1 rRNA gene is annotated in these 425 nt (G+C 56.0%); it reads right to left on the bottom strand.

Annotated elements, in window-relative coordinates:
- A 23S ribosomal RNA gene (locus AA84_RS0102755) occupies positions 1-425 on the bottom strand; the annotation flags it as partial.

Genomic DNA, 425 nt, shown 5'->3' with positions numbered 1-425 from the left:
CCCCCGAAGGGGGCTCCAACTACTTGTAAGCACACGGTTTCAGGATCTCTTTCACTCCCCTTCCGGGGTGCTTTTCACCTTTCCCTCACGGTACTGGTTCACTATCGGTCACTGGGGAGTATTTAGCCTTGGGAGACGGTCCTCCCGGATTCCGACGGGGTTTCTCGTGTCCCGCCGTACTCAGGATCCACTCCGGAGTGTACGTTCCGTCGGCTACAGGGCGTTTGCCTTCTCTGGCCGACCCTTCCAGGTCGTTCGCCTGAAACGTACATTTGTAACTCCATGCGGAGTGTCCTACAACCCCAAAGGGCAAGCCCTTTGGTTTGGGCTGTTTCCCTTTCGCTCGCCACTACTCAGGAAATCGCATTTGCTTTCTCTTCCTCCGGGTACTGAGATGTTTCAGTTCCCCGGGTCTGCCTTACTCT

Origin of the sequence: Sporolactobacillus terrae DSM 11697 (assembly GCF_000648615.1) — a bacterium.
In the GTDB taxonomy this organism is placed as follows: domain Bacteria; phylum Bacillota; class Bacilli; order Bacillales; family Sporolactobacillaceae; genus Sporolactobacillus; species Sporolactobacillus terrae.
The sequence above is the reverse complement of the archived record's forward strand: the minus strand, read 5'-3'. Positions and strand labels throughout refer to the sequence as shown.